Origin of the sequence: Streptomyces avidinii (assembly GCF_014650695.1) — a bacterium.
Classification (GTDB): domain Bacteria; phylum Actinomycetota; class Actinomycetes; order Streptomycetales; family Streptomycetaceae; genus Streptomyces; species Streptomyces avidinii.
The window spans coordinates 45,739-70,356 of the sequence record NZ_BMVL01000005.1; the positions used below are offsets into that span (position 1 = coordinate 45,739).

19 protein-coding genes are annotated in these 24,618 nt (G+C 72.6%); 13 read left to right on the plus strand and 6 right to left on the minus strand.

All coding sequences use genetic code 11. From position 1 onward, the window contains the following. Positions 1 to 362: 362 nt before the first annotated feature. The 3 genes from IE257_RS14035 to IE257_RS14045 all read left to right on the plus strand — a co-directional run bounded on the left by IE257_RS14035 (position 363) and on the right by IE257_RS14045 (position 3,994). Positions 363 to 1,256 (plus strand): LysR family transcriptional regulator, encoded by an 894-nt coding sequence (locus IE257_RS14035; protein ID WP_189968431.1) that lies wholly within the window; start codon positions 363 to 365, stop codon positions 1,254 to 1,256. Positions 1,257 to 1,352: 96 nt separating this feature from the next. Continuing rightward, a complete protein-coding gene (locus tag IE257_RS14040) occupies positions 1,353 to 2,630 on the plus strand; it encodes an Ig domain-containing protein (RefSeq protein ID WP_189968433.1) in 1,278 nt (425 codons plus the stop codon). 86 nt (positions 2,631 to 2,716) lie between these two features. After that, positions 2,717 to 3,994, plus strand: a complete 1,278-nt coding sequence (locus tag IE257_RS14045) for a cytochrome P450 family protein (protein WP_229920350.1) — start codon at positions 2,717 to 2,719, stop codon at positions 3,992 to 3,994. On the opposite strand, the gene IE257_RS14050 is transcribed toward IE257_RS14045, so the two are convergent. Continuing rightward, positions 3,956 to 5,533 (minus strand): molybdopterin-dependent oxidoreductase, encoded by a 1,578-nt coding sequence (locus IE257_RS14050; RefSeq protein ID WP_189969173.1) that lies wholly within the window; start codon positions 5,531 to 5,533, stop codon positions 3,956 to 3,958. The genes IE257_RS14045 and IE257_RS14050 overlap by 39 nt on opposite strands. A gap of 250 nt (positions 5,534 to 5,783) precedes the next feature. Here IE257_RS14050 and IE257_RS14055 point away from each other — a divergent pair, with 250 nt between their 5' ends. Next, positions 5,784 to 7,022 (plus strand): MFS transporter, encoded by a 1,239-nt coding sequence (locus tag IE257_RS14055; protein ID WP_189968435.1) that lies wholly within the window; start codon positions 5,784 to 5,786, stop codon positions 7,020 to 7,022. 48 nt (positions 7,023 to 7,070) lie between these two features. On the opposite strand, the gene IE257_RS14060 is transcribed toward IE257_RS14055, so the two are convergent. Then, entirely contained in the window at positions 7,071 to 9,392 is a 2,322-nt protein-coding gene (locus tag IE257_RS14060) for an alpha-N-acetylglucosaminidase (RefSeq protein ID WP_189968437.1), read from the minus strand. Between the two features lie 29 nt (positions 9,393 to 9,421). Then, complete coding sequence (locus IE257_RS14065) at positions 9,422 to 11,104, minus strand: ricin-type beta-trefoil lectin domain protein (protein WP_229920351.1); 1,683 nt, start codon at positions 11,102 to 11,104, stop codon at positions 9,422 to 9,424. 155 nt (positions 11,105 to 11,259) lie between these two features. Here IE257_RS14065 and IE257_RS14070 point away from each other — a divergent pair, with 155 nt between their 5' ends. Both IE257_RS14070 and IE257_RS14075 read left to right on the plus strand, forming a co-directional pair. Beyond that, positions 11,260 to 11,937 (plus strand): TetR/AcrR family transcriptional regulator, encoded by a 678-nt coding sequence (locus tag IE257_RS14070; protein ID WP_189968439.1) that lies wholly within the window; start codon positions 11,260 to 11,262, stop codon positions 11,935 to 11,937. 14 nt (positions 11,938 to 11,951) lie between these two features. Further along, positions 11,952 to 12,926 (plus strand): serine/threonine dehydratase, encoded by a 975-nt coding sequence (locus IE257_RS14075; RefSeq protein WP_189968441.1) that lies wholly within the window; start codon positions 11,952 to 11,954, stop codon positions 12,924 to 12,926. 23 nt (positions 12,927 to 12,949) lie between these two features. Here the strand turns inward: IE257_RS14075 and IE257_RS38205 are convergent, their stop codons facing one another. Continuing rightward, positions 12,950 to 13,420, minus strand: coding sequence for a universal stress protein (locus IE257_RS38205; RefSeq protein ID WP_229920352.1), 471 nt, complete (start codon positions 13,418 to 13,420; stop codon positions 12,950 to 12,952). A 190-nt stretch (positions 13,421 to 13,610) separates the two neighbouring features. Between IE257_RS38205 and IE257_RS14085 the strand changes: the two genes are divergently transcribed. After that, positions 13,611 to 13,976 (plus strand): hypothetical protein, encoded by a 366-nt coding sequence (locus IE257_RS14085; protein ID WP_189968445.1) that lies wholly within the window; start codon positions 13,611 to 13,613, stop codon positions 13,974 to 13,976. Here IE257_RS14085 and IE257_RS14090 read toward each other — a convergent pair. Together IE257_RS14090 and IE257_RS14095 are read right to left on the minus strand one after the other, a co-directional pair. Further along, complete coding sequence (locus tag IE257_RS14090) at positions 13,930 to 14,844, minus strand: helix-turn-helix domain-containing protein (protein WP_189968447.1); 915 nt, start codon at positions 14,842 to 14,844, stop codon at positions 13,930 to 13,932. The two genes, IE257_RS14085 and IE257_RS14090, sit on opposite strands and share 47 nt — an antisense overlap. Then, positions 14,796 to 15,017 carry a hypothetical protein gene (locus tag IE257_RS14095; protein WP_189968449.1) on the minus strand — a complete coding sequence of 74 codons (222 nt, stop codon included), beginning with the start codon at positions 15,015 to 15,017 and terminating at the stop codon, positions 14,796 to 14,798. Before IE257_RS14095 ends, IE257_RS14090 begins: the two co-directional genes overlap by 49 nt. A 222-nt stretch (positions 15,018 to 15,239) precedes the next feature. Between IE257_RS14095 and IE257_RS14100 the strand changes: the two genes are divergently transcribed. The 6 genes from IE257_RS14100 to IE257_RS14125 all read left to right on the plus strand — a co-directional run bounded on the left by IE257_RS14100 (position 15,240) and on the right by IE257_RS14125 (position 24,459). Further along, positions 15,240 to 16,622, plus strand: a complete 1,383-nt coding sequence (locus IE257_RS14100) for a serine hydrolase domain-containing protein (RefSeq protein ID WP_189968451.1) — start codon at positions 15,240 to 15,242, stop codon at positions 16,620 to 16,622. A 352-nt stretch (positions 16,623 to 16,974) separates the two neighbouring features. Then, positions 16,975 to 17,742 (plus strand): hypothetical protein, encoded by a 768-nt coding sequence (locus IE257_RS39135; RefSeq protein ID WP_308277845.1) that lies wholly within the window; start codon positions 16,975 to 16,977, stop codon positions 17,740 to 17,742. 330 nt (positions 17,743 to 18,072) lie between these two features. Beyond that, positions 18,073 to 19,407 carry an ABC transporter substrate-binding protein gene (locus IE257_RS14110; RefSeq protein WP_189968453.1) on the plus strand — a complete coding sequence of 445 codons (1,335 nt, stop codon included), beginning with the start codon at positions 18,073 to 18,075 and terminating at the stop codon, positions 19,405 to 19,407. Positions 19,408 to 19,517: 110 nt separating this feature from the next. Continuing rightward, positions 19,518 to 20,411, plus strand: coding sequence for a carbohydrate ABC transporter permease (locus IE257_RS14115; protein ID WP_189968455.1), 894 nt, complete (start codon positions 19,518 to 19,520; stop codon positions 20,409 to 20,411). Beyond that, a complete protein-coding gene (locus IE257_RS14120; RefSeq protein ID WP_229920353.1) occupies positions 20,408 to 21,322 on the plus strand; it encodes a carbohydrate ABC transporter permease in 915 nt (304 codons plus the stop codon). Before IE257_RS14115 ends, IE257_RS14120 begins: the two co-directional genes overlap by 4 nt. A 113-nt stretch (positions 21,323 to 21,435) precedes the next feature. Further along, a complete protein-coding gene (locus IE257_RS14125) occupies positions 21,436 to 24,459 on the plus strand; it encodes an alpha-mannosidase (protein WP_189968457.1) in 3,024 nt (1,007 codons plus the stop codon). Positions 24,460 to 24,618 lie beyond the last annotated feature (159 nt).

Sequence of the window (24,618 nt, forward strand, 5' to 3'; positions counted from 1 at the left end):
CCGTGGGTACGGCGGGCTTGAACCGTGGTCAAACACCCGCAATGCCGCGTTGCATCGTGCGGTGGCCGCCGTGCACTGTCAACAGCCATGCGGAATACGGTGCTTCGCACCAGCGGCGTACACGTGCCACCCGGAGTCCCACCCGGGCGGGCCCACGACACCCCCCGGCCGAGCCGGTGGCCTGCAGGGTTTTCCAACGGGTCGGGCCCGCCCCACTGCGCGGGCCGGCGTACCGCGCCCTCGTGCGCATGCCGCACCGGCATGCGCAGTCGCCGACCGGGCATGTCCGTCGCCCGGGACCCGGTCAGTTGTTCACCCGACGGGCCCTTACAGGTACAGCCTCACGCGGTTACCGTCCGGTCATGACCCCCACCCTCGCCCAGCTCCGCTACCTCGTCGCCGTCGCCGACTGCCGGTCCATCACCGGGGCCGCAGCCTCGGTCTTCGTCGCCCAGTCCGCGTTGTCCAGAGCGGTTCAGGCCATGGAGCGCGATCTCGGCGTCGAACTCCTGGCCCGCCGGGGAAGGGGGGTGGACCTCACGCCGGAGGGGGCCCGGGTCGTCCGACTGGCCCGTACCGTGCTCAACGCGGTGGAGGCCATCGACGACATCGGGACTCCGCACGGCGGGGACACCCGGGCCGTTCTGACCCTCGCCACCACACCCACCCTCGCCCTTGACCTGGCCACCGACCTCATCGCGGCCTTCACGGCAAGGCATCCGACCGTCGACGTCCGGCTCCAGCAGCACGGCAGCAGGGAGGCGCTGGCCGAGGAGGTGAACCAGGGACGATCGGAGCTGGCCCTGGTCGACCTGCCCGTGGACAAGGAGCTGTCCACCCACTTCATCCAGGAGCGCGAGGTGGTGCTCATCTCGCCCCCCGGCTCCCGGCTGCCCCACCCGATGCCCCTGCGCATGCTCGACGGGCTGCCGATGGTGCTGCCCACTCCGGGGACCGGCCGGCGTACCGAGATGGAGGCGATGTTCAGCTGCCTCGGGGTGCGGCCCGTCCCCACCCTGGAGGTCGACGAACGCCTCGCCTGGGTGACGGGCGTGACGGACGGCCGCGGCTCCCTCATCTGGTACCGGGACGTGGTGTCGAGAGCCTTCGGGAGCCGGGCCGAGATCCGCTCCTTCACTCCGCCGCTGCTGCGCCCGGTGGGCATAGCCCACGCCCGGCGGCCGCTCAGTCGGGCGGCCCGTGCGTTCATCGCGCAGGCCGGGCACAAGGCGCCGGTCCGGGAGCCGGTGCGCTGACCGGCCGACCGGACATGCCCGCGCGGCATTGAACGATGCTCGAACGGGAGGGGAATGCCCCTGGCACGCCAACTGATGTCCCATCACATTGGGGGCATGTCCCACCTCCTGACACCCCCACGGGCCGCCGCCCTCGCGACCGCGGCCCTCGCGACGATCCTGCCCGCACTCGCCTGGATGGCCGGCACCTCCGCCGCCTCCGCCGCCTTCACCCTCCCTGGTGCCTCCGCCGTCCCGTCGGCCGCCGCCGGAGCCCTGGCGCCGGAGAAGAAGTGCACCCTGCCCGGCGGGCTCGCCGAGCTCAGCGGTCTCGCCATGAGCCGCAAGCACCCCGGGGTCTTCTACGCCGTCAACGACAGCGGCAACACCAATCAGGTCTTCGCCGTCGACTGCAACGGTGCCACCGGCCGGCTCCTGGCCACGCTCACCGTTTCGGGCGTGGGCAACACCGACTGGGAGGGCCTGGCGCTCGGCACGGACGCGGCCGGCGGCCCGGCGATCCTGGTCGGCGACATGGGGGACAACTTCAGCGGGCGCGCGGAGATCACCGTGCACCGGTTCGCCGAGCCCGACCGGCTCACCGATGCCGTGGTCACACCCGTGACCCATCGCTTCTCCTACGCCGACGGCAGGCACGACGCCGAGTCCTTGCTCGCCGACCCCGTGACCGGCCGCCTCTACGTCGCCAGCAAGCTCGTCGGGGCGGCCGGCCGGCTGTACCAGGCCCCGCTGCCCCCGGTGACCGGGCAGGTCAACACCCTCACCGCGGTCCGGTCCGGCCCCGTGTTCGCCACCGACGGCGCGTTCTCGCCGTCGGGTGCCTCGTACGCCCTGCGCAGCGGCGGGCCGCTGGGCGCCAACACCGCCTCCATATACGGCGCTTCCGGCCTCAAGCTTGCGGATGTCGCCCTCCCGGCCCAGTCGCAGGGGGAGACGGTGACGTACGCCGACTGCGCGAACCTGCTCGTCGGATCGGAGAACGACCCGCAGATCTGGCGCGTCCCGCTGCCACCGGAGGCCGCTCCGGGCTGCGACGCCACCCCGACGCCCACCCCGACTCCTACTCCGACGCCCACCCCGACTCCGACGCCCACTCCGACCCCCACGCCCGGCGGCCTGCAGTTCTCCGACCCCGGCCCACAGACGTGCAGGTTCAACCAGTCCTGCACCATCCAGCTCACCACCACCGGCGGCAAGCCCCCCGTCCGGTACGCCGCCACCGGCCTGCCCTGGGGCCTGACCCTCGACAGCGCGTCCGGACGGATCAGCGGAAAGCCCTGGGGCAGCGGCGCGTTCCCGGTCACCGCCACCGCGGGCGATGCCACCGGGGCCACCGCCGGCGCCACCTTCACCCTGACCCTCAACTGGTTCTGAGACGGGACGGGGACGGGCTTGTCCAACCCGCCTCCGAGGCCGCACTGTTGACCGAGTTTCGTCGTCATCAGATCAGGAGAACCGGCTTGTCCTCCCTCATCCCACCCGTCCCGCAGGGCTCGGGCACGCCGCACGTGATCGACCCCGTCGGCGGCTGTCCGCACGCACTCAACGCCAGGCTGCGCGCCGAGCACGGCCCGGTGGCCGAGGTCGTGCTCCCGGGCGGGGTTCCCGGGGCGGTCGTCCTGGGGCACGACGCGCTGCGGGAGTTCCTCGCCCACCCCGATGTGGCCAAGGGCGCGCGCCACTTCCCGGCCCTGCACGACGGCACCATCCCGGCCGACTGGCCGCTGCGCGTCTTCGCCAACGCCCTGGGCATGCACACCGCCGACGGCGCGGACCACCGCCGGCTGCGCGCGCTGGTCGGCAAGGCCTTCACGATCCGCCAGGTGGAGCGGCTGCGGCCGCGCATCGAGGAGCTCACCGCCGAACTCCTCGACGACCTCGGCCGGGCCGCCGCCGGATCCCCCGACTCGGTCGCCGACCTGTACGCGCACTTCGCCCTCCCGCTCCCGATGAACGTGATCTGCGAGCTCCTCGGCGTGGACCCCGAGCACCGGGACCGGCTGCACGACCTGACCAACACGGTGGTCATCGCCACCGACATCACCCCGGCCGAGAAGATGGCCGCCCTCCAGGAACTCATGGCCCTGACCGCCACGATCGCGGCCGCCCGCGCCGAGCACCCCGGCGAGGACCTCACCAGCGCCCTGATAGCCGCCCGAGAGGACGACGGGGACCGGCTCACCCAGGCCGAACTCATCGGCACCATGCGGTTGATGCTCGTCGCGGGCCACGAGACCACCCTCAACCTCGTCGTCAACGCCGTCCGGGCCCTGTGCGCCCACCGCGACCAGCTCGCCCTGGTCCTGGACGCCAAGGCCACCTGGTCGGACGTGGTGGACGAGACCCTGCGCTGGGACACCCCCGTCAGCTGGTTCCCCTTCCGCTACCCCACCCGCGACCTGACCGTCGGCGGGACCCTCATCCCGCAGGGCACCCCGGTACTCGCCGGCTACAGCGCGGCGGGCCGCGACGAGGCCTTCCACGGTCCGGACGCCGACCGCTTCGACATCACCCGCCCCACCGCCGCCCGCAGCCTCTCCCTGGGCCACGGCGCCCACTACTGCACCGGAGCCCCGCTCGCCCGGCTGGAGGCCACGATCGCCCTGGAGCGGCTCTTCACCCGCTTCCCCGACCTCGACCTCGCGGTACCGGAGGCCGACCTCCCGTACCAGCGCAGCTTCATCAGCAACAACGTCCGGTCACTGCCGGTCCGCCCCGGCCGGCAGGCCACCGCCTAGCGCCCGGACCCGTACGTTCACCGTGTGCCAGCCCGTCGCCCCGTCCGGCACGGTTCCGGTGCGGGCGCCCGTCTGCACGGCGCCCGTGCCGTCCGTCGCGCGGACCTCCAGGGTGTGCGGCCCGGGGGTGGCCTCCCAGGGCCACACCCACTGGCGCCAGGTGTCGACGCCGTCGGAGGTCCCGAGCCGCGCCTCCTGCCAGGCGGCGCCGTCCACCCGTACCTCGACCCGCTCGATCCCCCGGTGCTGGGCCCACGCCACCCCGGCGACCGCCACCCGGCCCGGTGACAGGTCGGCGTACGGACGGGGGGTGTCGATGCGGGCCTGCGTCTTGACCTGGGCCTGCTGCGCCCAGGACCGGCGCACCCAGTAGGCGTCGTAGGCGGCGAAGGTGGTCAGCCGCAGCTCGGTGAGCCACTTGCAGGCGGAGACGTACCCGTACAGGCCCGGTACCACCATCCGCACGGGGAAGCCGTGGGCGAAGGGGAGCGGTCGGCCGTTCATACCGACGGCCAGCAGCGCCGCCCGGCCGTCCATCACGGCCTCCACCGGCGTTCCGATGGTCATGCCGTCCACCGAGCGCGCCACCAGCTGGTCGGCCGGACCGCCCCGGGACGGAGGCCGCACCCCGGCCTCGCGGAGCAGGTCCCCGAGGCGGACGCCGAGCCAGCGGGCGTTGCCCGCGTACGGGCCGCCGACCTCGTTGGACACACAGGTGAGGGTGATGTCGTGCTCGACCACCGGCCGGTCGAGCAGCTCCCGCAGATCGAGGCTCAGGGGCCGCGTCACCCCCTCCCCGTGGATGCGCAGCCGCCAGGTGTCCGCGTCCACGCGCGGGACGACCAGCGCGGTGTCCACCCGGTAGAAGTCCTGGTTCGGGGTGAGGAAGGGGCCGAGTCCGGGCACCCGCAGGTCCGCCCCGGCCGGCACCGGCGGCGCGGGCACGGTGGGGCGGGGGAGCACGAAGCGGGCGCGGGAGGCGGTGGCGTCGGCCGAGCCGTGCGCGCCGAGGCGCCGCGCCGCGAGTCCGACCCCGGCCGACGCGGCCAGGACGGCGACCACCAGCCGGCCGAAGCCGCGCCGGTCCATCGCCGCGGGACCGCCCTGCGAGGTGCCGGCCGGGCGGGACCGCTGCCCGGCCGTGACCAGCAGGTACAACGCTCCGGCCGAGACCGCCGCGCCCACCAGCGAGGGCAACGCGTCCCGCCAGGAGGCCTCCGGCCGGCTGAGCGCGGCCAGCGCCCCCACCAGCCCGAAACCGCCCGTGACGGCGATCGCGGCCGGAAGGTGGCGGACGGCGAGCAGCCCGGTGCCGACGGCGAACACGGCCAGGGCGGCGAGGATGCCGAGGCCCAGCACCAGCTTGTCGGAGGTGCCGAACAGCCGGATGGCCCATTCCCGGACGGCCACGGGCGTCAGGTCGACGACGGCCCCGCCGACGGCCGTGACGGGCGAGGCCTCGGGCCGGCCGGCCGCCGCGGCCAGCTGCGCGAACGCCAGCCCGGCGACGGCGGCGAGGATCCCGCTGACGGCGCCCATCACGCGCCGCGGCCGCGCGGAACGGCTCGGGTCTGCCTCCACACCGCAAGTGTGCCGCGCCCGGGCGCTCCCGCGGCGGCGCCGTGCCGCGCCGCAGGAGTGCCGCCGTGCCCGACCGTGCCGGGCAGCGCCGGCGCCTTGCGCCCAGGGTGAAAGGACCACGCCCGCAGTGAACGGACCGAGGCTGCGGTGGGGGACGGGGCAACGATGACGGCATGTTGCCCCGTCACTCCCCGAAAGCGCCGATACCGTGCCCCTGAAACCCGCCCGGACCTTCAGCACCTCGCCCTACCGCCCCGTGATCACCCACTCGACGCTGCGTCGTCTGTTACCGGGGTTCACCGTCTCGTCCCTCGGCGACGGCATGGCCGTCGTCGCCGTGAGCTGGCTGGCGATCGAGATCGCACCGGCGGCGGAACGCGGCATGTGGGTCGCACTGGCGGCCGCTGCCTACACGCTCTCGGGCGCCGTGGGCGCGGTCCTCCTCGGACGGCTCCTGCGACACCGTTCCCCGGCCCGGCTGGTCGTCTGCGACGCCCTGCTCCGCGCCACCGCCCTCGGCGCGATCCCCGTGTGCCACGCCTTCGGCATGCTGAGCATCGAGCTCTACGTGGTGCTGCTCGCCACCTCCTCCGTCCTCCACTCGTGGGGCCAGGCCGGCGTCTACACCCTGCTGGCCCGGCTGCTGCCGGAGCGCGACCACCTGGCCGGCAACGCCGTCCTGTCCGGCATCGGCTCGCTGGCCACCGTCTTCGGCCCGCCGCTCGCCGGCGCCCTGATCCTGCGGGGCGGCGCCGCGACCGTGATCGCCGTGGACGCGGCGACCTTCCTCGTCCTGGCGGCCACCTTCCTCTTCGGCGTGCCGCACGACGACGCGCCCGCACCCGGGGAGAGCGGTTCCCGCGCCGCAGGCTTCGCCGTCATCCGGCGCACCCCGGCCCTGCTGGGCCTGCTCGCCCTGAGCTTCGCCTTCTTCTGCCTCTTCGGTCCCGTGTACGTGGCGCTGCCGCTGTACGTGTCGGACGGGCTGGGCGCCCCCGCCGGTCTGCTGGCCGCCTTCTACACCGCCTTCGGTGTCGGCGCCGTCCTGGGCTCGGCCCTGACCGGATACCTGGGCCGGCTGCCGATGCGGGCGGCCACGACCGGCATCGTCGTCGCCTTCGGTGTCCTCATGCTGCCGGTGGGGCTGGGAGCGCCGACGGCCGTCGCCGTCGCCGGGTTCGCCGCCGCCGGGCTGCTCTGGCCGCCGTACGCCGCGCTGTCGACCGCCCTCTTCCAGCGTTCGGCCCCGCGGGACCTGCTGCCGCAGACCCTGGCCGCGAGCTCCGCGGTCCGCGTGCTCGCCGTGCCGCTCGGTACCGCGCTGGGCGGCCCGCTGGTGGCCGGGCTCGGAGCCCGGGAGACCCTGCTGGTCTCGGCCGCCTCGATCGCCGTCCTCGGTCTGGCGGCCGCCGGGGCCGCACGGGCGTGGACGCGGCGGAGGCCTTGACGCGCCGCCGCGGACCCGACCGGACACCGGTCGGGCCCGCGGAGCGGATCAGCGGGTGGCGGCTGCCGACGGCAGGGCCGCCGCGACCTCGGCAGCCAGCCGGTACGGGTCACCGCTCGGCCGGTTCGGATGGCGGGTGGTGCGCTCCGCCCACTCCGCCTCGAAGGCGTGCCAGTCGATATCCCGCGGCGCCGCCCCGCGCACCAGCGCCTCGTCCAGCGAAGCGAAGTACCGCGCCCACCGGGGGGCGTACAACTCCGAGATCAGGCCGCTCCATTCGCGGTTCGCGTAGTCGTGCAGGAAACCGCCCTCGCTGGTGCTGCGGCGGCCCCACACGCTCAGGAGCGAGCGTGCGTCGTACTCGTACCGGTCCTGCTCGGCCCGGTCGGCGCCCCAGGAGCGGGCCCCGGAGAGCCGGCTGCCGAGGAGGAAGGACGGGTCGGATCCGGTGACCGCGTCCAACTTCCGCATCCCGTCCTGCCATTCGGCCGTCAGGGCGCGGAAGCGGGTCAGGTCCTTGGCCTCGTAGGCCGCCTTGATCTTCGGCAGCAGCACCCTCGAATGGTTGGCGAGGGCCTGCCGGGCGGTGTCCACCAGGTCGAAGCGGTAGGCGCTGGAGCCGCGCAGTGCCGGATCCACCTTCAGCAGGTGGTCCAGGGCCCTGCGTACCGAACCGGACGGATAGCGCATGGACTTCGGGCTCCAGTACGCCGCCCCGGCCGCGGTCAGGCTCGGCCGGGCGGTGAACAGGCTGTCCTGCGACTCCGACCACAGGCCGGAGGAGGTGCTGTACGGCCCCTTGCGGAGCTCCTCCCAGGCCGCGGCGGCCGCGGCGTCGGGCCGGCCGTAGCGGCGGGCCGCGAAGCCGGCGAACCAGGTGCGCTGGTCGATCGGCCCGCGCTCCCAGGCCAGGTCGGTGAAGAGGTCGAAGGCGGCCGGGTTGGTGCCCGTGGCCTCCGGCAGGTAGGCGATCCCGGCGAGCGCGCTGTTCGCCTTGTCCCGCCAGGGGCCGAACCGCTCGATCCACACGGAGCTGTTCGCGCCGACCGTGGTGTGCCCGCCGAAGTTGTAGATGGTGCCCATCGCGTACGGTGCTCCGCCCCAACGGGTCTCGCGGTCCAGCCGGTTGTACCGGTCGGAGAGCCCGTCCAGGATCAGCAGCCTGGACGTGTCCACCCCCGCCAGCAGTTCGGCGGTGGGGTCGTCCTGCCAGCCCAGCACCGCCCACAGCGCTCCGGGGTGCGCCGCGTGCAGCGCGCCCTGGATGGCACCCGCGGCCGCGCCGACGTCGACGGAGCCGGTCTTCCCGCCCTCGTGCAGCGGGCTCATCCGGTACATCGTGCTGTCCCCGAACACCGCGCGCTGCTCGGCGTAGTACGCGGCGGCCAGCTTCGCGAAGACGGGCGAGGCGGGGTCCAGCCAGTCCGGGCGGTCGAATCCCGCCCAGTCGCCCTGCGCCACCGTGGCCGCCCCCGGGTTGCGCGCGGCGAAACCGGGCGGCACGGTACCGAAGTAGCCGGGCAGCACCGCGGTCATGCCGAGCCCGCTCAGCTGTTCGGCGATCCGCCCGCCCAGCTCGGCGCGCTCGCGCATCAGGCGTTCGGTGACCGGGCCGCCGAAACCGCTCAGGTTCTGCAGCAGCCACCAGCTCTGGTGGCCGGGGCCGGGGATCCACTGCCGCAGCTCCTCGGCGGAGTAGCCGAACCCCTGGAGCGCCCGGTAGTACGGGTACTCGGCGCCCACCTGAACGAACACCTCGTTGATGCCGTGCAGGGCGAGGAGGTCGATCTGCCGCTGGTGCTCCTCGAAGGTGCGGTACGGGCCGGAGTACCCGTCGTCGGTGTCGTTCAGCGCGTACCGGTGGGGCACTTGCGCGCTGCGGGTGACCGGCGCGGGGACCGCGGGCAGCCGGGCGGGCAGCATGCCGAGGCTGTCCCCGGGCCAGCCGATGTCGACGCCGGCGACGTGCTGGAGGTACCAGCCGACCCCGGTGAGCAGGGTGGCGCCGGTGCTGCCGCGCACGGTGATCGCGCCGGCGGTCCCGGACACGGCGAAGGTGTCGGCGCCGGCGCCGGTGTCGGGCACCAGGGTGAACTGCCGCCAGTGGCGCGGGAGGAGCCGCTCCAGGGCGGCCCGGGCGGGCGCGACGTCGAAGGTACGGGCCCGGCCGGGGCTCCCGGGCCCCCCGGGCGCGAGGGCCCGTACGGCGGGGCGCGTGTCCGTCGTGACGTCGGTACGTGGGGGAGACCCGGCGCCCGGGGCGGTGGCCCCGGGCGCGGGCCCCGCGCAGATCAGCGCCAGCAGCGCCGCGGGGAGGGCGGCGAGGGCCAGCGGGCGCGGCGTGATCGGCCTGCGCCCGCTGCGTGGCATCGGGTTCCTCATCCGTCGGGACCCGGCCGTCAGACCGGCAGGGCCCAGGTCTGGTCGACCCGGTGGTCGCCGCAGTCGGTCAGCCGCAGGCGCTCGGCCGGGGCGGCGGCCGCGGGAGCCGTCAGGCACATTCCGCTGACCTCCTCCACGAGGGCCCCGTCACGGCGGTGCGACCAGCTCTGGCCGGGCTGCTCCTGCGGACGGTTCGAGCAGTCGGCCAGCTCCACGACGCGGTCCTCGCCGACCGACAGACACTCGCCGGCCAGCCGCAGGCGTGCGTCCTTGCCCACGGTCCAGCGCTGGTCCGGGGCACCGGTGCAGGCGGCCATCACCACGGCGCCGACGCCGGTGGTGTTGGCGCCGTCGGCGCACCGGGCGCCGTCTCCGACGATCTGCCCGGTCGGCACGGCCTCGGCGCAGCCGTGCGGGGTGAGCCGCCAGACGCCGGTGTCGTGCCCGGCCACCTTCCCGGTCAGTGCTCCGGAGACCTCGCGGCGCGTTCCGCTCCACAAGTCCTCGGCGTCGGCGCCGACGGTGCAGTCGGTCAGGCCGATCTCATCGAGCGGCACGTTGATGTCCCGGGCGGTGGCGGAGCGGTTGAGCACGGCCACCGCACGGTCGCCGTTCGCCAGCGGCCGCACCAGGATCTCGAAGGTGGCGTTGGAGGAGACCACGGCGCCCTGACGGCCCATCGGGTCCTGGTCCAGCCGGATCATCCGGGTGTTGCCGAGCGCGGTGAGGCCCGCGGGGGTCAGCTTCGAGACGTCGGAGGACAGGATGAACGGGGAGGCCATCATGGCCCACAGGGCGACCTGGCTGCGGCTCTCGGCGGCGGTGAGCCCGGGCGCGCCCGCGATCAGGAAGTCGGGGTCGTTCCAGTTGCCGGGCCCCGCGTACCGGCCGAGCCAGCGGTTGTAGCCGTAGTTGCCCAGGACCGCGCTCCACCGCGAGGTCGCGGGAGCGGCCGGGTTGTAGACCTTGATGTCCTTGCCCTCCCGCCACAACTGGCCGGTCTCGCCGACCCAGCCGAGCACCCTGTGCCAGTCGGAGCCGCCCCATTCACCCTGCTGGAAGTAGGCGGGAGCGGAGGCCGACAGGACCATGTCCCGGCCGCTCTCCCGCAGGGCCTTCGCCACGGCGTTGTAGGCGTCGCGGTAGGCCTGCTCCTTGGTCATGCCCTCCGGGATCCACAGGTTGCAGCCGTCCATCTTGACGTAGTCCACCTCCCAGGAGGCGAACTGCCGTGCGTCCTGGGCGTAGTGGTTCTCGCCGCCGCCCTGGGGGGCGCCGCTTCCCGGGTACTTCTCGCAGGTGAGGGAGCCGGCGTCCTGGTAGATGCCGAACTTGAGGCCCTTGGCGTGCAGGTACTCGCCGAGCCAGGCCATGCCGTGCGGGAACTTCGCCGTGTCGACGACCAGAGCGCCCTGCGCGTCGCGGCTCCTGGTCATCCAGCAGTCGTCGACGGTCACCGTGTCGTAGCCCTTGGCGGCAAGCCCGGTGGACACGAGCGCATCGGCGTTGGCGACCACCTTCGCCTCGTCGATGTCGCACATGTAGTGCGCCCAGTTGTTCCAGCCCATGGGAGGGGTGAGCGCCAGCGGGGTGTCCGAGGTCGCCCGGGGCTCGGCCGCCACGGGGGCGGGGGAGAGCGCGAGGGCGAACAGGGCGGCCGCGGTCAGGCAGGGGAGCGTTGCGCGCAGGCGAGGCGGCACGGGGTCTCCTTGACGTGGGGACAGTCGTGCGCCAAGTGCAGCGAGGCGATTACCCAGTGTCAACAGAAGTCGCTGATTGTCGGCCGATGACCAGCAATATGGCTGCAATTACTGTCACACGAAAGTGCAGATACGTCGTATGTTACGGTGTATCTATGCCGCGAAGATCAGCTGCCCTGGACCGTGCGACCCCCGAGGTCATCGCCGTCGCCGCCCTGCGGATCCTCGACGAGCAGGGTCCCGCCCACCTCAGCTTCCGCAGCCTCGCCGAGCGGCTCGACGTCTCCCACGCGACCGTCCAGCGCCGCTGCACCGACCTCGCCGGACTGCTCGACCTGTGCACCGAGCACCTCGCGGCGCAGCTCCCGGAGATCCCCGCCGCCGCCGACTGGGCGCAGGCCACCGAACAGCGGTTCCGTGCCCTGTACCGGCTGCTCACCGCCCACCCCGGACTGCTGGTGCTGCGCGGCGGCCGGCCCTGGCTCGGGCGGCAGCTGCTGGCCCGGCTCGTCGAGCCCGCCCTCGCCGACAGCGTGGCCGCGGGGATGACCGCCGCCGAGGCGATGACCGTCTACCGGCGCATGTACCTGCTCACCCTCGGCAGTGCGGCCTTCGTGGACCACCGGGATCCGGCCGGGGCCACCGCCGCCTCGCGGGCGGCCCTGGCCGCACTGGATCCCGAGGAGTTCCCGGTGCTCTCCGGCGGACTGCCCGAGGTACTGCCCGCCCTGACGGACCACGAGGTGTACTACGTCGCCCTGCGCCAGCTGATCGAGGCCGCCCGGCCCACCCGGCCCGCTCGTACCGACCCGCCCGCCCGGCCCACCACCTGATGGGGAGACAGCCCATGCACGCAGCACCGTCCCACCGGCTCGACTACGCGGCCGTACGCGCCGCGGCCGCCCGGATCGAGGGAGGGGTGCGGCCCGTCACGGTGGCACCCGCGGCCGAAGGCGTCTGGTACGCGCTGGAACACCTCCAGTACACCGGCACCTTCAAGGCGCGCGGAGCCCGAAACTTCCTCGCCGCCCACCACGAGGCCGGCGCCCTCCCGGCCGCCGGTGTCACCATCGCCTCCGGCGGCAACGCCGGCCTCGCCTGCGCCTGGGCGGCCCGCGCGCTGTCCGTGCCCGCGACCGTCTTCCTGCCCGCCAACGCCCCGCGCGTGAAGGTGGAGCGGCTGCGCGGGTACGGCGCCGAGGTGCGGCTCGTCGGTGACCGGTACGCCGAGGCACTGGCCGCCTGCGAGGAGTTCGCCGCCGAGAGCGGAGCCCTGAGCAGCCATGCCTACGACCACCCGCTCATCGCGGCGGGGGCGGGAACCCTCCTCGACGAGATCCGGGCCGCCCTGCCCGGCCTGGACACGGTGGTCGTCGCGGTCGGCGGCGGCGGACTGTTCGCCGGCGTCGCCACCGCCGCGCGCGAGCACGGCGTACGGGTGGTCGCGGTCGAGCCGGAGAACTGCCGGGCCCTGAACGCCGCCCTGGCGGCGGGCCGGGTCGTGGACGTGCCGGTGGACTCGGTCGCCGCCGACTCGCTGGGCGCCACCCGGGTCTCGGCGGACGCGCTGGCCGCCGCGCAGGAGAAGAACGTGACGTCCGTCCTCGTCCCGGACGCGGAGATCACCGCTGCCCGCCAGGCGCTCTGGGAGGATCACCGGATCGTGGTCGAGGCGGCCGCGGCCACCGCTCTGGCGGCGCTGCACGGTGCGCCGCAGCCGCTGGGCGACAGGGTCGCCGTCATCCTCTGCGGGGCCAACACGGACCCCCGGGACCTGGTGACTTCGGGCACTTCGGACACTTCGGGGGCCGCCGGGGCCTGAGGCGGGCCGGGCCGGTCCGGCCGTCAGTCGTCCTCGTCCTGGGCCTCGCGGACGATGACGACCGTGCCGGCGGAGTACTGCACGACCTGCTGGCTCACCGACCCGAGCAGCGCACCCTTGAAACCGCCGTACCCGCGGGTGCCGACCACCGTCAGGTCCGCCTCCTTGGAGGCGTCGACCAGAACCTGCGCCGGGGACCCCTGCTCGACGCGCCGGAACACCGGCACACCCGGCGAGGTGCCGACGGCCGCGGCGACCGTGTCCGCCAGCTTCCGGCGGGCGGCCTCCTCGGCCGTCACCGCCACCGCGTCGGCGCTCTCGGCGGCGGTCGGGCCGATGGCGAACGGATTGCGGTTCCACTCCCAGGCCATCACGGCGTGCACCCGGCCGCCCGTCATCGCGGCCTGCGCGACCGCCCAGCGCAGGGCCTCCTTCGAATGGTTCGACCCGTCCACGCCGACGACGATCAGCGGCTCGATCGTGCGCTCACTCACGGTGGGTTCCTCTCGCTTCGCCCGAATAGTCGATCTCCTCCTTGTATACACGGAGCAGGGGGTCCGACCTCGAACGACGATCGTTGCGACCGTCGACGACTTTCGAGGACAGCCAGCGGTTGCCGCCCCTTGCGAGGGTGTGAGTGTCCGGGCGACCGACGCCGGACGCGAACGACTTGGAGGAACGGGCGTGGCACAGCGCAAGGGTTGTCTGATCGGGTGCGGGGTGGCGCTGGTGCTGGGCGTGGGCCTGGTCGTGGCCCTGGTCCTCGGTGCGGGCAAGTTCCTCGACATGGCCGACAAGACCCTGATCGACCCCGCGGTCTACGAAGCCGTGAAGACCGGCGACGCGGAGAGCGAGGTCCGCGACCGGCTCCCCTCGGGCGAGAGCTTCGTCAAGAGCGCCCTCAAGGAGGGCGGACCGGCAGAGCCCGAGGGCAGCACCTGCGCCTGGTACATCTCCAGCGGCGAGGCCAAGAACGGCAAGGAGACCGTGCTCCGCTTCTGCTTCAAGGACGGCAGGCTCGCGGAGAAGACCCAGTACCCCATGCAGTAGAAGGGTGTTCGCCGGCGCCCGCTGCGTTGCGGATGTCGCGGGGCGGCCGCCCCTCCCAGCGGTGCACCGCCCGGCGCAGCGCGCGCACGTCGCTGAAACCGACCCGGGCCGCGACCGAGCGCAGGGGCAGGTCGGTGGCGCGCAGCAGCTCCAGGGTGTGCTCCTGGCGCACGGCTTCGACCTCCTCGCGCCAGGTCGTACCGTGCTCTCCCAACCGTCGCTGGAGGGTGCGCGGGCTCACCGCCAGCCGCTGCGCCACATGCTCCAGGCTGACGGTGTCCTCCCGGAAGGCGGATTCCAGGGCCATCCGGAAGCGGTCCTGCCAGAGCAGGGCCGGCTGTGCGGAGGCGAGCGTCAGCTCCGCGTGCCGGACCAGGAGGCGGTCCAGGCCCGGCTGCGCGCGGGGCAGCGGCGCGCGCACGTCGTTGTCGTGGAACGTGATCGAGTTGTACGGCGCGTCGAAGTCGATGCGGGTGGTTCCGAAGAACTCGGTCAGCCGGCGGCGGCGCCCCGACGCACCGTGCGTCACGGACACGCGCAGCGGGACCACGGGGCGCCCGGTGGCGGCCCGGGACCGGGTGAGGAACAGGCCCAGGACGAAGAAGTCGATCGCCTCCACCACATCGGGCCCCCAACTGCCCGTCGCATGACGGATGCTGAAGGTGCGTCCGTCCTCCTCCACGAGGAACCTCTCCTGGGCGGCGTCACCGATGACGGCTTTGTACTTCACCGCCTGCCTCAGGGTTTCGCGCAGGCTCGGGCCGGTGGTGATCAGGTAGTCCCACAGGCCGAACGTGCCGATCGGCGCCTCATCGGTGATCAGGCCCCGATGGCCGTACCCGGTCCCGCCAGGGTCAGTTGCTCCCACACGGCCGGCGCCGACGCGGTCGAGACCCGGGCCAGATCGTTGCCCAGTACCTCGGGCCCCAGGTCCGGAAGCCGGGCCACCCTCCCGGGGTTCACACCCGATCGGCGCAAGGCGTCGACGGCGAACCGCGCGAGGTGGACGGAGACGGTGCCGTCGGTGGCAGGAGACCGCATAGGACGCTCGACGCTACCAGCCGCCCGGGTGCACGGGCGGGGCCGGGCGGGGGTGGGACCACGGCCGGACCGAGGGTGGCGGTGGCGCCGGGAGTCCCCTCGTTGGCGTGTGCGGGTCCTTATCAACGCCGCCGGGACCGGCCTACGTTGGCGTTGATCGCGGCAAGTGGATCAAGAAACTCACGGCGATCCGTACGCGCCCACCGAGCCGAAGGACCCGATGTGACCTTCTCCCCCGCCCACTGGCAGAGCCGCCTCGACGCACTGCGCGCCACCCACCGCGTGCCGGGAGCCACCCTCGCGGTGTTCACCGAGGGGAGGATCCACGAGTTGGCGAGCGGCCTCCTGCACCGTGGCACCGGAGTGGAGGCGACCACCGACTCGGTGTTCCAGCTCGGGTCGATCGCAAAGCTCTACACCGCCACCCTGGTCATGCAGCTCGCAGCCGCGGGCGAACTGGACCTCGACGCCCCCGTGAACGACGTGCTGCCCGAGTTCTCCGTGGCCGACCCCGATGCCACCAAGGCGATCACCCCCCGCCGACTCCTGAGCCATACGAGCGGCATGACCTGCGATTTCACCTACGACAGCGGTCGGGGAGACGACTGTCTTGCCGCATACGTGGCGGCCGCCCGCAACGTGGCGCTGGACTGTCCGCCCGGTGCCGCGGTCTCCTACAGCAGCGTCGGCTACAACGTCCTGGGCCGTATCGTCGAGGTCCTCACCGGACGGACCTGGGACCAGGCCCTCAAGGAGCGGCTCCTCGCTCCCCTGAGCCTGACCCGCACCATGACCCTGCCCGAGGAGGCGCTGGCCTTCCGTACGGCGATGGGACACCTGCCCGGCGACGGACCCGACCCGGAACCGGCGCCGGCCTGGGACATGATGCCCCGCTCGGCGGGCCCGTACGGGCGGGTCCTGGCCACCGCGGCCGACGTGCTCCGGCTGGCCAAGCTGCACCTCGACGGCGGATCCGCCCCGGACGGCACGCAGATCCTGGGACCCCGGGCCGTCGCGGAGATGCAGCGCTGGGCGGTCGACGTCCCCGACAAGTGGACGGTGAGCGCGGACGGCTGGGGGCTGGGCTGGTCGCTCTACGACTGGAACGGCATCCCGGGATACGGCCACGACGGAGCCTCGATCGGCCAGTACGCCTTCCTGCGCGTGGTCCCCGGCGCCGATCTCGTCGTCGTCCTGCTCACGAACGGGGGCGCCGCCCGGCCGTTCTACGCCGACCTGTTCCGCGAACTCCTCCTCGACCTCGGCGGGGTCCACATGCCGCCCGCCTTCGCACCGCCCGCGCGGCCCCCGCTCGTCGACATGGCCCCGCTGGTCGGTACCTACCGCCGCGAAGGAGTGGTCATCACCGTCAGCGTGCGGCCCGACGGCGCCCCCCACCTGCTGTACGAGTTCATCGACGGGATGCAGGACTTCTCGCCGCCGCTCTCCATGGACCTCGTCCCGCTCAGCGACACGGTCTTCGCGGCCTCCGGCGCCGGCTCCTCCTTCAGCGGGGACTGGATGCCCGTGGTCTTCGGCACCCTCGTGGACGGCACCCCGTGCTGCTACACCGGCATGCGCTGCGCGCCCCTGGCCGCACGCTGAGGCCGACTCACGTGCTCGTGCTCGTCGGCGTCGGCGCCGGCGTGGTCGCGGGCGTGCGCGCCGCGCAGGTCATCCGGTGCCGGTGCCGGTGCCGGGGGCGGGGGCGCGGCAGGGCTGCTGTCGGTCATGGGTCAGCGTACGCAGTCATGGTAGGAATTCAAGATGACCTTTCCCGTCGCTGCGTGTCACGTCGCGCGGGAGAAGGGCGAAGTGGGCACCTAGGACCGGGGGTTCGGTGTGCAGCTCGCCATGGCAAGGGTCAAGCCCCTTGAACCGAGACGTTGTTGCGAGTAGCCGGGCCGGCAGCCGACCGTCCGACCACAGCCAGCCAGCACACACCGGGAGCTCCAGCATGATCCTCGAACTCGCCGTGATCTACACGACCCGCCTCGACGCCTGCCGGGACTTCTACCGCGGGATCGGTCTCGACCTCGCCACCGAGCGGCACGGCAACGGCCCGGAGCACTACGCGGCGGCGCTCGCCGACGGCGGTGTCCTGGAGCTCTACCCGGCCACCGGCCGCCCGGAGACCGGTTACCTGCGCCTCGGCCTCACGGCACCGCCGAACGGCGCCGGGTTCCTGCCGTCGGGCCGGCACACGCTGACCGATCCCGACGGCCGTACGGTCGTCCTCACGGTCGCCGATGCCCCCGAGGGCCGGTCCCGGCCGGCCGGCACCACCCCTGCCGCGGCGAAGGGCGGCGCCGGCGGACCCGTCCCTCCCGAGGGCCGCACGGGCGTCACGTACACCGAGATAGCCGAGCACTACGGCATGAGCGCCCGCTACCTGTCGGAGAATCCCCGGTGGGGACGGCACCCGGGGTGGCCGCCCGCCATCGGCAGGCGGGGCAGGACGATTGAGTTCGACTCCGCGGCCATCGCCCGGTTCTTCGGCGAGCACCACACCCGCGAAGCCACCCCGCTCGAACCGTCCCGCCGGTACACCGTCGTGGAGATCGCCGAGGCGTCCGGTCTGCAGCCCGACAGCATCCGGTCGGACATCAGCCGCGGCCGGTGGCCCGCGCCGGACGAGATGAACGGCGACCGGAAGCTGTGGCGGGGCGAGACGATCACCGCGCACCTGGCCGGCCGCCGCATCTACCGCAGCAAGCCCAAGTAGCCATGAGGCCGCGGTTGTACGAGCCGGTTCCGGCTAAAGCGCATTAGTAGTGGCCCGCATGAACCGTCGATAAGAAGTCAAAGTTCGACGGACGGATCCCTTCGTTATCGAATCGATACCATCTCCGACTGGCTTTGCACTAAAGCGCATTAGTGCAGGTGGACATGGAATTGATCAAGGCTTCCACGGCGTGTCCGGCCCTGTTGCGCCATTCGGTACCGACGCGCCACCGGCCAGCCCTCCACCCGCCTCATTGACGAGGTGTTGCTTTCGGACGACCGTGGGCACCGCCTCCGGCAATGAGGCCGGACTTCTGCAAAGGCGGCGACGATGACGCGTTCGAACCCGACCCGTATTGCTGTGGCCCTGCTGGCGGCCGGCGCCCTCCTCTCGACCTCCGGATGCGGTCTGAGCGGTGGCGCCGGTGACGCGAAGGAGGCCGAGAGGACGGGCCGGGTGGCCGGTCGGATCACCTTCCGGACCCTCCAGTTGAAACCCACCTTCACGGCCTACGTCCAGGGCGTCATCGACGCCTTCGAGAAGCAGTACCCGGAGGCCGAGGTCATCTGGGAGGACGTCCCCGGCGACGGCTACAACGAGAAGCTCGTGGCGGACGCCCAGGCCGGAGCCCTCCCCGACGTGGTCAACCTCTCCACCGACTCCTTCCAGCTCCTCGGCGACCGGGGCATGCTCGCCGACGTGGCCCAGCTCGACGGAGCGCTGGCCAAGGAGTACGTGCCGGGCGCCTGGGAGCAGTTCAAGCTGCCCGGCCGCGGCGACAGCGTGTACGCCTACCCCTGGTACGTGACCCCGGAGATCCTCACGTACAACAGAGAGCTCTTCGAGAAGGCCGGCCTGGATCCGGACCGGCCGCCCACGGGAGTCGAGGAGTTCTTCGACTGCGCCGAGCGGATCGCCGCCGCGTCCGGCGGCCGGTACTCCGCCTTCATGGCCGACCCCAAGGGCCGACTTCCCGGGGACTGGCAGAAGATGGGCATCCCGATCCTCAGCGAGAAGCAGGACCGGTTCACCTTCGACACGGACAAGGCCGTGGAATGGGTGGAGCGGATGAAGGACCTGTACGCCAAGGGCGCCATGCCCAAGGAGTCCCTGCTCAAGTCGGACGACATCAACCAGCTCTACGGCGGCGGCAAGATCGTCTTCGGCCCGGGCTCCCCGGGCTTCGTCAAGGACATCAAGCAGAACGCCCCGCAGATCTACGCCAAGACCCAGGTGGCCGGGGCCGTCACCGGAAAGCTCGGCCACATCGGCATCTACGCCCAGTCGCTCGGCATCAGGAAGGACACCGAACACCTCGACGCGGCGGCCGAGTTCGCCAAGTGGGTGACCAACGGACCCAATCAGGTGGAGTTCTCCCGCAAGGCCACCATCTACCCGTCCAACGCGCAGGGCCTCGCCGACCCGTTCTTCTCCGACAGGGGTGACGGCAAGGACGCGGAGACCCTCGCCCGCGCGGTCGGCGCCGACCAGCTGAAGACCGCCGCGCTCGACGCCAACACCCCCGTCCAGTGGACCAACCAGGTCGGCGACGCCGTCGTACGCGAGATGCAGAAGGCCATCAAGGGCGAGCAGGACCCCCGGACCGCCGTGCAGAAGGCCCAGGAGGCGGCGAACAGGCTCCTCGCCGCCGCGGCCGAGAAGTGACCGGCCTCGCCGCCGGCGAGCCGCGGGGCGGCGCCACGGCACACGAGCGGCGCAGCGGAGCGGCACGGCGGCGTCGCGGAGCAGCGCAGCGGCGGCGTGCCCTGCGGGCCATGGAGACGGAGACCGGGTTGGTCCACCGCACGTGGTGGACCCCGTACCTGTTCCTCGCCCCGGGCCTCGCGATGGTGACGCTCTTCAGCCTCTGGCCGTTCGTCAACACCGTCATCCTGTCCTTCACCGACGCCCGGATCCTGCGCGGCGGCAGCTTCGTGGGGCTCGACAACTACCGGCGCGCCTTCGCCGACCCCGACTTCTGGGTCGCGACCGGCAACAGCGTGCTCTACCTCGCGGTCGTCGTCCCCTGCCTGGTGCTGCTGCCGCTGGCCCTCGCGGTCCTGGTCCGCACGAAGATCCCCGGCATCGGCTTCTTCCGCTCCGCCTTCTACACTCCCGTGATCGCCTCCGCCGTGGTCGTCGGGCTGATCTGGCAGTGGGTGCTGCGCAGCGACGGTCTGGTCAACACCGTCTTCCAGCGGCTGCACCTGGTCTCCGAGCCGGTCCCGTTCCTCACGGACTCCGCGATGCTGCTGGTCTCCGCGATGATCGTGACCGTGTGGAAGGGGCTCGGCTACTACATGGTCTTCTACCTGGCAGCCCTCGGGAACGTCCCGGCCACCCTGTACGAAGCGGCCGCCCTCGACGGCGCCGGCCCCGTCCGCCGCTTCTTCAGCATCACCGTCCCCCAGGTGAAGCCGATGATGCTGCTGGTCGGCACCCTCTCCGCCATCTCGGCGCTGCGCGTGTTCACCGAGATCTACATCCTCGGCGGCGAGAGCGGCGGCCCCGGCGGCGGCGCCCGCACCCTGCCCTTCCTGATCCGCCAGGTCGGCCTCGGCTTCGCCGGCGAGACCGGCTACGCCTCCGCCATCTCCATCCTGCTGTTCCTCCTGACCCTGGTCTTCAGCCTGCTGGGCCGCCGTCTGTCGAAGGGAGACGAGAGATGAGCACCTCCTCCTCCGCCGGGGGCGGGCACCGGAGCGGGCACCGGAGCGGGAACGGGAGAGAGAAGCGGCCCCGGCGCACCGCCGCCACCCGCAGACGCCACCGGATCGGCCTCGCCGGGCGGTACGCCACCCTGGTGCTGATGCTCGTGGTCATGCTGGGCCCGATCGTCTGGCAGTTCCTGACCTCGATCCGCGGCCGCACCGAGAACGTGTACGACGGCGTGCTGCCTTCGCAGCCCACCCTCGACAACTACGTCCGGGTCGCCGAGTCCTTCCCGCTGCTGCAGTACGTCGGCAACACCCTCACCGTCGCCGTCCTGGCGATCACCTCGAACATGCTCTTCGCCGCGATGGGGGGCTACGCCCTCTCCCGGGCCGCCTGGAAGGGCCGCCGGGTCGTCTTCACCGTGCTCGTGGCGACCCTCATGTTCCCCTTCGAGTCCGTCATGATCTCGATGTTCCTCACGGTCCGCGAGATGGGCCTGGTCGACACCCTCATCGGCGTCTGGCTCCCCGGGGCGGTCTCCGTGCTCAACATCATGGTCATGCGGGCGGCCTTCCTCGCCGTTCCCAAGGAGATCGAGGAGGCGGCGGTCCTGGACGGGGCCGGCGAATGGACCCGCTTCACCCGGGTCTTCCTCCCCGCCGCCAAGGGTGCCCTCGCCGTCGTCTGCATCACCAGCTTCATGGGGGCGTGGGACGACTTCCTCTGGCCCCTGCTGGTCCTCACCAACAGCGACAACTACACCCTGCAACTGGGCCTGAAGACCCTGGCCGGTGCCACCACCGTCAATGACCAGCGCCTCGTCGCCGCCGGCGCGATGGCGGCGCTCCTCCCGATGATGCTCCTCTTCTTCGCCCTCCAGCGTTTCTTCTTCAAGGGCGTGGGCGAGGGAGCCGTCAAGATCTGAGTCCCCCCGAGTCCACCCGAGTCCACCCGAGTCCACCCGAGTCGGCCCGGCTCCGTCCGGGTCCGCCCGGGCACTGCCCGTCCGTACCGACCACCCTCCCTGGAGCAGCCGTCATGCACGACGACCGCAGCATCACCGAACACCGCCTCCGCCGGGTTCTCAAGGAGCGGGTCAAACCAGCCGTCCACTCCCGCACGATCCCGCTGACCGTCGAACGCTGGGAGGCTCCCGGCGAGCCCGTGCCCGTCGCCGAGGGCCTGGCGGCGAGCTACGAGCCCTGCGCCGTCGGCGAGCCGTGGGGCCCGGCCTGGGGCACCACCTGGTTCAGGGTCACCGGCACGGTTCCCGCGGACTGGGCCGGCCGTACCGTGGAAGCCGTCCTCGACCTCGGCTTCGACCGGATGATGCCCGGATTCCAGTGCGAGGGCCTGGTCCACCGGGCCGACGGCGGCGAGATCAAGGCGCTCAACCCGTACAACGACTGGGTGCGCGTGGCCGACCGTGCCGAGGGCGGCGAGCAGGTCGAGTGGTACGTCGAGGCCGCATCCAACCCGGTCCTGGTCGACCACGCGGTCACGTACGAGGGGGACCTGCCGACCAGTGGCGACCAGCCCCTGTACCGGCTCGCCCGGATGGACCTCACCGTCTTCGAGACGCAGGTCTGGGAACTGGTCCAGGACCTGGAGGTCCTCCACGACCTGATGACCCAGCTCGACACCGCGGACGCCCGCAGGTACGAGATCCTGCGGGCCATCGGCTCGGCCCTGGACGCGCTCGACCTCGACGACGTACCCGGCACGGCGGCCGCCGCCCGCGCCGCTCTCGCCGGGGTGCTCGCCGCCCCGGCCAACGCCTCCGCGCACCGCGTCAGCGCGGTCGGCCACGCGCACATCGACTCCGCGTGGCTGTGGCCGCTGCGCGAGACGGTGCGCAAGGTTGCGCGCACCGCCTCCAACATGGTCAACCTGATGGACGACCACCCGGAGTTCGTCTTCGCGATGTCCCAGGCCCAGCAGCTCGACTGGATCAAGACGTACCGGCCCGAGCTCTTCGAGCGGATCAAGAAGAAGATCGCGGACGGGCAGTTCGTGCCCGTCGGCGGCATGTGGGTGGAGTCCGACACCAACATGGTCGGCGGCGAGGCCATGGCCCGCCAGTTCCTCTACGGCAAGAAGTTCTTCCTCGACGAGTTCGGCATCGAGACCCAGAACGTCTGGCTCCCCGATTCCTTCGGCTACACCGCCGCGATGCCGCAGATCGTCAGGCTCTCCGGCTCCAAGTGGTTCCTGACCCAGAAGATCTCCTGGTCCCAGATCAACAGGTTCCCGCACCACACCTTCTGGTGGGAGGGCATCGACGGTACCCGGGTCTTCACCCACTTCCCGCCCGTCGACACCTACAACTCCGACCTCGGCGGCGCCCAACTGGCCCACGCCGCCCGCAACTACCGCGAGAAGGGCCACGGCTCGCGCTCGCTCGCCCCCTTCGGCTGGGGCGACGGCGGCGGCGGCCCCACGCGCGAACACCTGGCCCGGGCCCGCCGCCAGCGGGACCTGGAGGGCTCCCCGAAGGTCCGGATCCAGCGCCCGGACGCCTTCTTCGAGAAGGCCCACGCCGAGTACGAGGACGCTCCCGTCTGGGCCGGCGAGCTCTACCTGGAGCTGCACCGCGGCACCTACACGTCCCAGGCCAAGACCAAGCAGGGCAACCGGCGCAGCGAATCCCTGCTGCGCGAGGCCGAGTTGTGGGCGGCGACGGCCGCGGTGCGGATCGCGGGGTACGCGTACCCGTACGAGAACCTGGAGCGGATCTGGAAGACGGTGCTGCTCCACCAGTTCCACGACATCCTGCCGGGCTCCTCCATCGCCTGGGTGCACCGCGAGGCGCGCGAGACGTACGCGGCGGTGCGCGAGGAGCTCCTGGCCATCACCCTGGCCGCGCAGCAGGCGCTCGCCGGTCAGGGCGGCGAGGAGCTCGTCTTCAACTGCGCCCCGCACGCCCGCCGCGGCGTCCCGGCCGGCGGAGCGGGCCGCCCGGTGGCGGCCCGGGAACCGGTCACGGTGGAGGAGCGGCACGGCGGCGGGCACGTCCTGGCCAACGGCCGCCTGCTGGTGGAGGTCGACGGCCGCGGGCTGATCGTCTCCGTCTACGACCTGGAGGCGCGGCGCGAGTCGGTCGCCCCCGGTGCCGCGGCCAACCTGCTCCAGATCCACCCCGACTTCCCGAACATGTGGGACGCCTGGGACGTCGACGCGTTCTACCGCAACCGGGTGACCGACCTCGTGGAGCTGGACCGGCTGGAGGTCACCGAGGGCGGCCCGCGGGCGGCGACCGTACGCGTGACCCGTTCCTTCGGGCGGTCGAAGGCGGTCCAGCAGATCACCCTGCGGGCCGGGGCCAAGACGGTCGACATCGTCACGGACGTGGACTGGCACGAGACGGAGAAGTTCCTCAAGGCGGCCTTCCCGCTGGATGTGAAGGCCGAACGGACTGCCTCCGAGACGCAGTTCGGGCACGTCCACCGGGCGACTCACACGAACACCTCCTGGGAGGCGGCCAAGTTCGAGATCTGCGCCCACCGCTGGATCCACGCCGAGGAGCCCGGCTGGGGGGTGGCGCTGCTGAACGACTCCACGTACGGGCACGACGTGACCCGGGACGTCCGGGCCGACGGCGGCCAGACCACCACGGTCCGGCTCTCCCTGCTGCGGGCTCCGCGCTATCCCGACCCGGAGACCGACCAGGGCTCGCACACCCTGCGGTTCTCGCTCGCGCCCGGCGCCGGCATCGGCGACGCGGTCCGCGAGGGCCACGCGCTGAACCTGCCCGAGCGGGCGGTCCGCGGCGCGGGCCCGGTCGCCCCGCTGGTCGCCGTCGACGAGGACGCGGTGGTGGTCGAGGCGGTCAAGCTGGCCGAGGACCGCAGCGGCGATGTGATCGTCCGCCTCTACGAGTCCCGCGGCGGCCGCGCCCGGGCCGTCCTCACCGCGGACTTCCCCGTGGCGGCGGCCGTGGAGAGCGACCTGCTCGAACGACCTCTTTCGGGCCATGCGGTGGGCGTCGTCACCCCGGAGGGCGCCGTGCCGCTCACCCTGCGCCCGTTCCAGATCGTCACCCTCCGCCTGCACCGCCCCTGACCGCGGCAGCGGACCCCGGCCCGGCCGCTCGGGGCCGGGGCCCGCCGTCGGTGCGGCGTGAACTCCGCCACAGGGTTCCCGGGCCGTCCGCGCCCCGGCCCCGGGATTGAGGGGGTGGATGGTTCCCGGCTGTCCGCTTTGGTTATGCACTTAGTTGCA

Coding starts and splice junctions, on each gene's coding strand:
- IE257_RS14035 (WP_189968431.1), top strand. CDS start 363: ATGACCCCCACCCTCGCCCAGCTCCGCTACCTCGTCGCCGTCGCCGAC.
- IE257_RS14040 (WP_189968433.1), top strand. CDS start 1,353: ATGTCCCACCTCCTGACACCCCCACGGGCCGCCGCCCTCGCGACCGCG.
- IE257_RS14050 (WP_189969173.1), bottom strand. CDS start 5,533: ATGGGCGCCGTCAGCGGGATCCTCGCCGCCGTCGCCGGGCTGGCGTTC.
- IE257_RS14060 (WP_189968437.1), bottom strand. CDS start 9,392: ATGCCACGCAGCGGGCGCAGGCCGATCACGCCGCGCCCGCTGGCCCTC.
- IE257_RS14070 (WP_189968439.1), top strand. CDS start 11,260: ATGCCGCGAAGATCAGCTGCCCTGGACCGTGCGACCCCCGAGGTCATC.
- IE257_RS14075 (WP_189968441.1), top strand. CDS start 11,952: ATGCACGCAGCACCGTCCCACCGGCTCGACTACGCGGCCGTACGCGCC.
- IE257_RS14095 (WP_189968449.1), bottom strand. CDS start 15,017: ATGCGGTCTCCTGCCACCGACGGCACCGTCTCCGTCCACCTCGCGCGG.
- IE257_RS39135 (WP_308277845.1), top strand. CDS start 16,975: ATGATCCTCGAACTCGCCGTGATCTACACGACCCGCCTCGACGCCTGC.
- IE257_RS14110 (WP_189968453.1), top strand. CDS start 18,073: ATGACGCGTTCGAACCCGACCCGTATTGCTGTGGCCCTGCTGGCGGCC.
- IE257_RS14115 (WP_189968455.1), top strand. CDS start 19,518: ATGGAGACGGAGACCGGGTTGGTCCACCGCACGTGGTGGACCCCGTAC.
- IE257_RS14120 (WP_229920353.1), top strand. CDS start 20,408: ATGAGCACCTCCTCCTCCGCCGGGGGCGGGCACCGGAGCGGGCACCGG.
- IE257_RS14125 (WP_189968457.1), top strand. CDS start 21,436: ATGCACGACGACCGCAGCATCACCGAACACCGCCTCCGCCGGGTTCTC.